The organism is Pseudobutyrivibrio sp., from assembly GCF_015057185.1.
GTDB lineage: Bacteria > Bacillota > Clostridia > Lachnospirales > Lachnospiraceae > Pseudobutyrivibrio.
The window spans coordinates 56,428-65,299 of the sequence record NZ_SVEV01000021.1 but is presented as its reverse complement, the minus strand read 5'-3'; the positions used below and the strand labels follow the sequence as shown (position 1 = coordinate 65,299).

5 protein-coding genes are annotated in these 8,872 nt (G+C 33.7%); 3 read left to right on the top strand and 2 right to left on the bottom strand.

All coding sequences use genetic code 11. From position 1 onward, the window contains the following. Positions 1 to 54: 54 nt before the first annotated feature. Positions 55 to 900, bottom strand: a complete 846-nt coding sequence (locus tag E7276_RS09805; RefSeq protein WP_294216914.1) for a MurR/RpiR family transcriptional regulator — start codon at positions 898 to 900, stop codon at positions 55 to 57. Between the two features lie 165 nt (positions 901 to 1,065). On the opposite strand from E7276_RS09805, the gene E7276_RS09800 reads away from it, so the two are divergent. From E7276_RS09800 to E7276_RS09790, 3 genes are all read left to right on the top strand, one after another. After that, positions 1,066 to 2,565 carry a glycoside hydrolase family 1 protein gene (locus E7276_RS09800; protein ID WP_294216911.1) on the top strand — a complete coding sequence of 500 codons (1,500 nt, stop codon included), beginning with the start codon at positions 1,066 to 1,068 and terminating at the stop codon, positions 2,563 to 2,565. A 19-nt stretch (positions 2,566 to 2,584) separates the two neighbouring features. Beyond that, positions 2,585 to 3,967: a PTS transporter subunit EIIC gene (locus E7276_RS09795; RefSeq protein WP_294216909.1), complete on the top strand. Its 1,383-nt coding sequence runs from the start codon at positions 2,585 to 2,587 to the stop codon at positions 3,965 to 3,967. 644 nt (positions 3,968 to 4,611) lie between these two features. After that, positions 4,612 to 7,656, top strand: a complete 3,045-nt coding sequence (locus tag E7276_RS09790) for a metallophosphoesterase family protein (protein ID WP_294216907.1) — start codon at positions 4,612 to 4,614, stop codon at positions 7,654 to 7,656. A 64-nt stretch (positions 7,657 to 7,720) separates the two neighbouring features. Here the strand turns inward: E7276_RS09790 and E7276_RS09785 are convergent, their stop codons facing one another. Then, positions 7,721 to 8,446: a nuclease-related domain-containing protein gene (locus E7276_RS09785; RefSeq protein ID WP_294216904.1), complete on the bottom strand. Its 726-nt coding sequence runs from the start codon at positions 8,444 to 8,446 to the stop codon at positions 7,721 to 7,723. Positions 8,447 to 8,872 lie beyond the last annotated feature (426 nt).

Sequence of the window (8,872 nt, the reverse complement as noted above, 5' to 3'; positions counted from 1 at the left end):
ACCGCCGTATACGGAACCGTACGTACGGTGGTGTGAGAGGTCGGGAAAATTTATTTAATTTTCCCTCCTACTCGATTGGTCGTTTTTATTTCTATACATTTCTAGGTAAACATTTACCAATAAATCCAAGTAATAAGTCAAGCCATATCGTCCGTATACACCACGAACAGCTTGAATGGTGTTTCTAGAGACATGCTCATTTCCTATATAGAAGATATTTGAGTAATCGTTTGTAAGTCGTTCAGTACGATTCATGGTTATAAGTGCTTTTTTAGCGGTAGTTTCTTTTAAATCTGAACTAATTCCCATGGCAAAATTTCCAGTAACAGAACATACAAGAATCAAATCATCTGGCTGTAGCTGGGTAATCAATTCCATATTTCCATATGAGTCAGTCATGAGTCTCATAATTTTTCCAAATGCAATCATACCCTGTTGAAACTCTCTAATAGCGGAACTGGATGTTTCTGCAATTAGTAACAGTACATTTTTACTGTTATAAATAAGCTCGCAGAGGTTTTCCATTGATTGTTTACTGTATGAGGCATTTATACTTTCTGTCATTTTAGAGACAGATTGGCTTAAGAAATTAGGATAATCAGGGTGGTCTGCATATTCAATAAACTTATCCCAATGGGCAAGGTTTTCAACACCGTTTTCTTTCAAAGCTGTGAAGCTGTCAAAACCTAAATGCTGAACAAATCTCTGTATGCTACTTCTAGATGTAAAGCAATCATCAGCAATCTTATAGATTGATAAAGAGCCAATTTCTCTTATGTGCTCAAGCATGTATTTAGCTAATACTACATTAATATGGTCCTCTTCATTACTGTTTAATACAGAAAGAAGAGATGACAACATGCTAAAGTGACTAACTCCATAGGGTTCTTTTGTACTCATATATTTCCTCATTCAATAACAACAAATATAAACAGCATCATTATAAATGATTGAGAAAAAAATTGGTATAAAGTTGGTATCAATCTGTGATACCCACAGCTTAGTTTTTATGAAATATAATCTAATCAAGATAAACAAAACGAGCTAGTTGAAAGGGGAAGAACAATGAAGCATAAGAATAATCCAGTGTTTCCTAAAGGATTTTTATGGGGAGCATCAAGTGCAGCTTGGCAAGTAGAAGGCGCTACAGCTGAAGGGGGTAGAACACCTGCAATCATAGATCTTAACTCACAGACAAAGAAACCATTTGCAGATAATTCGATTGCATCTGACCACTATCATCATGTAAAGGAAGACGTTGCATTGATGAAGGAGTGTGGCTTTACAAGCTATAGATTTTCGTTATCATGGTCACGTATCATTCCTGGTCCTGATAGAAAGGTTAATCCTGAAGGTATCGCATTCTACAACACATTAATTGACGAATTAAAGGCAGCAGGTATTGAGCCTATAGTTACTCTTTATCATTATGATATGCCAATATGGGTAGATGAGAAATTCGGTGGTTGGCATAACAGAGACATCATTGATGAGTTTGATTTCTATTGCAGAACATGCTTTGAAAACTTTGGAGATAGAGTAAAATATTGGCTTTCAATCAATGAGCAAAACATGCAGATTGTGTATGGCGATTGGCTTGGAGTATCTAAGGGATGCAAAGATTGGTTCAAAGAAAAGTGGCAGGTAAACCACATCATGAACTTATGCCATGCTAAAGCAGTTATTGCTTGCCATGAGATAGTAGAGGATGGAAAGATTGGTCCTGTTCCTGGTTATGTTCCTATTTATCCAATGAGTGCTAGACCAGAGGATCAGATTGCTGCAATGAATGCAGAGGAGCTTACACAGAAGGTATGGGATGACTTATATGTATTCCGTGAGTATAGTGGATTCATTAAGAAGTACTGGGAAGAGAATGATATTGACCCAGATATTCGTCCTGGTGATATGGAACTTATTGAAAAGGCTCCAATTGATTTCATAGCTGTTAACTGCTATAGAAGTGATGTTGGAAAAGCTCCAGATCCATCATATACACAGCTTATTGGATTAAATAAATATGGAAGAAAGGGAGAATTTGTCTATCCAAATCTTCCAGGAGAATATGCTCTTGATAGAAACCCATATGTAGCTACAACAGATTGGGATTGGCACATTGATGGTGTTTCTATGAGATATTCACTTAGATATTTATGGGATCATTATCATCTTCCAATGGTTATCACAGAGGCTGGATTTGGTGCTCATGAGGACTTAGATGAAAATGGTGAAATTCATGATGATTATAGAATCGACTATTTAAGAGATTACATTTATAATTTAGGTCTTGCTATAGAAGATGGTGTTGAAATCTTTGGATTCAATCCATGGAGCTTCACTGATTTGCTTTCAACAGGAAACGGAATGGCAAAGAGATATGGTCTTGTATTTGTAAACCGTACTGATGATGATTTAAGAGACCTTAAGAGATATAAGAAGGATTCATATTATTGGTACTCAAAACTCATTAAGTCTAACGGACAAGAATGGGGTAAAGATATGACTGAGTGGAGAGACTTTACACGAGTAAGTGAAAATGAATTAGAGAAGGAAAAACGAGGCTAATTAAGTAAAGGGGGATAATATGGCTAAGAAAGACTATGCTAAAATTGCAGCGGACATTATTTCAGCATGTGGTGGAGAAAGTAATATTGTAAACGTATCTCATTGTATGACAAGACTACGATTACAGTTACGTGATGGTTCTAAATTAAATAAGGATAGTGCCAAGAGTATTGAGGGTGTACTAAACCTTATAGAACAAAATGGTGAATACCAATTTGTTATAGGACAAGATGTACCTAGTCTTTATGAAGTATTCCAGAACAAGACCGATATCAAGGCATCTGGAGAAATTCAAGATGATGCAGCATTGAAAGCAGATGCATCAGCACAAAAGGGAAATATCGTAAATGCGATATTATCATTTATTGGTGGTACATTCTCACCTGTAATTCCAGTACTTGTTGCAGGAGGTCTTACAGGTGCAGTACTTGCACTATTAACAACATTTGCAGGAATTTCAACCGAATCTGGAACATATATAGTATTGTCAGCAATTAATCAGGCAGCATTCTATTCACTTCCAGTATTTGTAGGTTTTTCTGCAGCAACAAGACTTAAGTCAAATGGATATCTAGGAGCTTTCTTAGGCGCAATTCTTCTCTTTAGTTCAATCAACGGAGCAGAAGGGCTTGATTTCCTTGGTATACCAATAACAACTGTTGCATATAATTCAACGGTATTTCCAGTTATCCTTGGATGTCTGTTTATGTCTGTTGTTTATAAGTTCTTGCAGAGACATATGCCGGTATTCCTTAGAACTATTGTAGTGCCATTATTAACAATGCTTATCACAGTACCAGTTACTCTTATTGTCCTAGGACCTATTGGTGGATGGGTAGGTTCTGCATTAGCAAGTGCAGTATATGCAATTTATCAGGCAGCACCAATGGTTGCAGTTGCAATAATCGGTCTTGGAACACCATGGCTTGTATTCTTTGGAATGAATAATGCTATGTATCCAATCGTATTTGCGCTTTTAGCAGAAGTAGGCTCAGACCCACTTATCTGTGCAGGTATGGCACCAGCAAATGTGGCTGTAGGTGGAGCATGTCTTGCAGTAGCTCTTATAGCAAAAGATGTAAATGATCGCTCTGTTAGTTTTGGTGCAGGTTTAACTGCATTGTGCGGTATCACAGAACCAGGTGTTTATGGTGTATTATTTACTAAGAGATATCCATTAATTGGCGCCATGATTGGTGGTGGAATCGCTGGCTTTATTGGTGGATTATTTGGAATGACTCAGTATGTTATTTCAACACCAGGTTTCATCTCATTTGCAGCTTATATCAATCCAGATGGAACAATGGGTAACTTAGTAATTTCAATGGTGGTAATGGTAATTGCACTTGTCTTATCATTCTTAGCTACATATGTTTTAGGCAAAAAAGCTTTAGCTAAGTAGACAAAGTACAAATGAAATATTAAAAACAACAAAATAGCATTTGCAAAGTTTACCTCACATATCACGGCAATCACGGCATCTAGTCTTCTGACTAGGTGCCTTTTTAGAAGTCCGATTTATAACCAAGGTGAGGAGTAGATTTTTAATCAGATAAAGAACTAAGACGTTGAAAGGGAATCTATGAGTAGAATTATGTTTTGGTTACAACGGAAGAAGAGGATAGATAAGAGGTCATGTGGAAAATGTTGTATAATCTGTCCTTATTTTGAAGAATGCAGGAATGATGGTATTTTTTGAAGTATTTAAGTACTCAGCGAAGCATATCTATCCGATAATTTTGTCCATTTATCCGGGTGATGAAATTGTTCATGAACTTTTCGTGCCAAAGTGTGAACGGCGTTTTTTTAAAAATCTAAAATGAAATATCGATAATACTAGAAAATACAATGCGTTGAGACCAACTTAAAGGATTGTATTTTTTTGTATGGAAACCTGAAGAAAGAAATCAGTTCCAGTGATAATTATTTCACGAATTTGACGTATAACTAAAATGTAGAGGTATATGGAGCTTTGGCAACTATGCCTGAATTTATGCTATAGTAAAATTAATTGTAAGATTTACCTTATGAGTGAGGAAAACAGCTATGACAAAAAAAGAAATGGATAGGTATATTTCACAACTTAAAAATGGTGATATTACTCGCGGAAGAATTCCAGAAGATGTTAAATTAGACGACAGATTTATTTTGGCAGAGCGTAAAGCAAAAACGAGATTCTGGGATAGACGCGGATATGACGTAATTAACAATAATTTTTTTGTCATTGAAAAATTGCTTCTTGATTTAAAGGAAGATAGGTATTCTGAAAAAAAATATGTATTTGAAACATTTGAGGAATTTTATGCTTTCTTACAAGGGGATATTTATAATAACTCCAGCTATTATCAATTCACTTTTAGCGATGTTATTGTTAATACATATAATCTAGATATTAGCAAACTGGCAAATACGCATTTTATAGATGACACTATCGACAGTTTTAAAATTGATGAATACTTTAAAGATAAGTTTTTTCTTGAGGATAAAGCTTATCAAGATGGGGAAAAAAACAAGAAGAATATTTTAAAGTGGGTTGATAGATTATGTGATTGCAAAACACTAGAAGCTTATACAGATGTTTATAAAAAGTATTCAAAATCCAAATTTAAAGAGTATGCTGATACAGTAAACGCTCTTGTTATAAAGAGAAATCCGGATATTATCTTTGAGTATTTAATAAACACATATAATTCTTCTGGATGGTATGAGTTATCAGATATAGAACCTTTATTTGGTCACTACGACACCGAAAAGATTAATGACGCAGTTGTTTTTGATAAACATAATTTTTATTTTTCAGCAAATACATTTGCAAAGAGAAAAAGAAGATTTAAGGCTTTATTAGATAAATTGCGTAATCTTGATAATGAGACTGATAATTCTGAGCAAGATCATTTAGTATCGAATTTTCTCCCAGGAACCAGAGGTGGATTTTCTTCAAATACCCATTTCTACACAGCAAAAAGAACGATTTCATATGGAAATAATGATGGTCATATCCGTATATTCGATGTATTTTTTTCATTTGATGAATTCACAGAGTTCCTAAATAATGATTTGTCAGGATGCGATTTGTCAGAGACAAGGTTGAATCATATTGATTTTGGAAAATACAAAACGGATGCAGATACAATATTACCAAAAGAGATTCCTGATGTAGAAACCATTACTACTGACAAGTTTAAATACGAGGTTACTAAAAAATATGATAATGGATATTTTAAGGTGAGTGAATCATGGGAGGGGCTTGGTTTATTTAATCATAGGCAGCATTCATTCGATTATTTTGGAGACTTTGTTTATTTCCTAAATGGAGATTTATCAAATGCAGATTTTTCACTATGTCCTAACCTTGTTAATCTACAGAGTATTATAGATCTAAATATAAATAATACGGTATTACAAAGTAATTTTTGCGATAAATTCAATATTCAATACGCAACGTTAAACATGCCATCAATGTCGGAATTCTCATTTGTACAAACAAACAAAAATGAAGAAGAAACGGGTATTGTTTTAAGTAATAAAAACGAATTAGTTTTATCTCTGGATGAAAGATCTGATTACATAGAAATTGCTTATATTTCAGATATTCATTTATTACATATGTTTGAAAATAGAGCTTGTAAGACAGAGATTGATTGTAATTTTGTTATCAGTGAAGTCACTGAAAGTTTGTCGGATTTTCGAGGTTATTTAGTCCTTGGTGGAGATATTGCTTCAGACTATAGTGTATTTGAAAGATTTATAGAGAGACTTTCCATATCAGTGCCATCTTATTCAAAATCAGATGTTATATTTATTTTAGGAAATCATGAGTTATGGGGCCTAGAAAAGATGCCACTATCTGACATTATTAATAAATATCGCAAGACCATAGAAAAACATGGTTTTCGGTTTTTGCAGAATGGCATTATGTATGAGTCCATTAATGATGTTCAACATGAAATAGATGAGGCTGAGATAATGGCTATGTCAGTGGAGGAGCTTAGAAAAGAATTAAAAGATGCCCGATTAGTTTTTTATGGAGGAATAGGTTTTTCTGGTCTTAACGAGGATTTTAATGCAAATAATGGGATTTATAGAACCGTTTTGTCTCGTTCCGAAGAAAAACAAGAATCTTTAAAATTTGAAATGATATATGAAAAGGTATGTGAAGCAGCTAGGGATAGAAATCTTATAGTGTTATCTCATATGCCAAAACAGGATTGGACTAATGGTGATTATAAAAATGATGTAGTGTATATAAATGGACATAATCATAAAAACTATTTTTGGGATGAAGATGGTATAAGAATTTATGCTGATAATCAGATTGGCTATAACTCTCCACAGCCATTCCTAAAGAAATTTTATATAGACAAGGAATTTGATTGGTTTTCTGATTATGATGACAATATTCATGAAATCACAATAGATCAATATAGAGACTTTTATAGAGCTAAGAACATTCAAATGAATTGTAATAGAGAAGGCCAATATTACATGTTAAAGAAAAACAATTACTATTGCTTCATGTTTTATGGTCGAGATAATTTTTCAAGAAGAACAGGACTATTTTTACTTAATGGGGGGCAATTATCTACTATGTTAGATGAGGATTTGGGATATTATTATAATCATATGGATGAGGTAATAAGTATAGTTAGAAAGCCTTTGGATAAGTATAGTGCCATACAAAATAAGATTGCTAATCAGATTAAAGATATTGGTGGAAGCGGATTCATACATGGAACAATTATAGATATTGATTATAACAACCATATATATGTTAATAGAAACGATTTAACGATTACAGCATACTGGGCGTCAAGTATGGTTAACAAATTAGTTTACAAAAACATACCATCTTTGCTTAAAGCTGAGTGTCCATCATTATATGGAAATTATGTTAAACTTATCGAAAGCAATAAAGAGAATGCACTTGTAGTGAAAAATAATACAGAAATTGATTTAGTGCCAATACCATATTATGAAACAGATATCTACAAAGATTCAAGAAAAATCAAGAAGATGCAACGAGTTAATAAGGGCATCTTGACGACATGGCCTGATGAAAATCTTATTAGTCAACATTTAATTGAAGATTAGCAAAAATAGTCAGTGAGTATGGGAATTCTCATTTCACTGACTATTTTTTTAACAAGGAGAAATCTCATTTCTTAACCCTATTCTTTATATCCTCTATATGTTTTGTCTTTACTTCATCAGAAACCTGAGAATATGGATAAAGGTTTTCGTATATTCTTAGGATATCTACATCACTAACTACAGGAGAGCCAAGAGTATTAATCTTCTTTATAGCTTTATGAATATCGTTCCTTTTTACAACGGAGATATTTGGGCTGGTAATTGATATTTTCTTTAATTCACAGTGTTCTGAAAAGACGATTACATTCCAATAAGGTACATTTATGCCCTTGTCTTCCAACAGCTGATTTAAAGCAGAAATATGTCCTTTATTTTGATTGATTGGATTAAAGAAATACTCTTTTTGGCTTTTGGCACCTTTTGTTGCGGGTAGTGATTGACACCACTTAGCAGAATTTTCATCACCAAATATCCATCCACCATAGTTTTTACTTTCAAAGACCATTAGGCCATAATGGGTGACGGCAATTACGTCGATTTCTGTTGTCTCTTGGTTGTTTGATTTCTTTGGAAGATATACATTGAAAAGGAACATGTTACCATCTTTTTCTATAAATCTTAGTTCTTTGTATGTAAGATATTCACCTTTTAATCCTTTATCAAAAATTACTTGAAAATAGGTTTTTCCAGTTGATCTATGGTAAGAGCTGGCATTGAAAGCTTCAATTTTTATAGCATGATAAACCATAAAGATAAGAATTATTAAGACCCACATAATGATTAGATTCATGACACGCCTCCATTGATATATCAATATAATTATTGTTGCATTATTTGATTTCCCTTTCAAGATTTAATAAAAGAACTAACTGCGCGATATAGGAAAATCGGAAGTTCGTAAACTGCAAAGAATCACGGCATCTAGTCTTCTGACTAGGTGCCTTTTTAGATGTCTGATTTATAACCAAGGTGAGGAGTAGATTTTTAATCAGATAAAGAACTAAGACGTTGAAAGGGAATCTATGAGTAGAATTATGTTTTGGTTACAACGGAAGAAGAGAATCGATAAGAGGTCATGTGGAAAATGTTGTATAATCTGACATTATTTTAAAGAATGCAGGTATGATTATACTGAACGGATGTGTGGGATTTCTAAAATTTAGGCAAAAGAAAATCGTCCTCAATCCGAGGACGATTTTTAAAAAGGGCTCGCAGG

Excerpts from the sequence above, each read along its gene's own strand:
- E7276_RS09805 (WP_294216914.1), bottom strand. The coding sequence starts at position 900 with ATGAGTACAAAAGAACCCTATGGAGTTAGTCACTTTAGCATGTTGTCA.
- E7276_RS09800 (WP_294216911.1), top strand. The coding sequence starts at position 1,066 with ATGAAGCATAAGAATAATCCAGTGTTTCCTAAAGGATTTTTATGGGGA.
- E7276_RS09795 (WP_294216909.1), top strand. The coding sequence starts at position 2,585 with ATGGCTAAGAAAGACTATGCTAAAATTGCAGCGGACATTATTTCAGCA.
- E7276_RS09790 (WP_294216907.1), top strand. The coding sequence starts at position 4,612 with ATGACAAAAAAAGAAATGGATAGGTATATTTCACAACTTAAAAATGGT.
- E7276_RS09785 (WP_294216904.1), bottom strand. The coding sequence starts at position 8,446 with ATGAATCTAATCATTATGTGGGTCTTAATAATTCTTATCTTTATGGTT.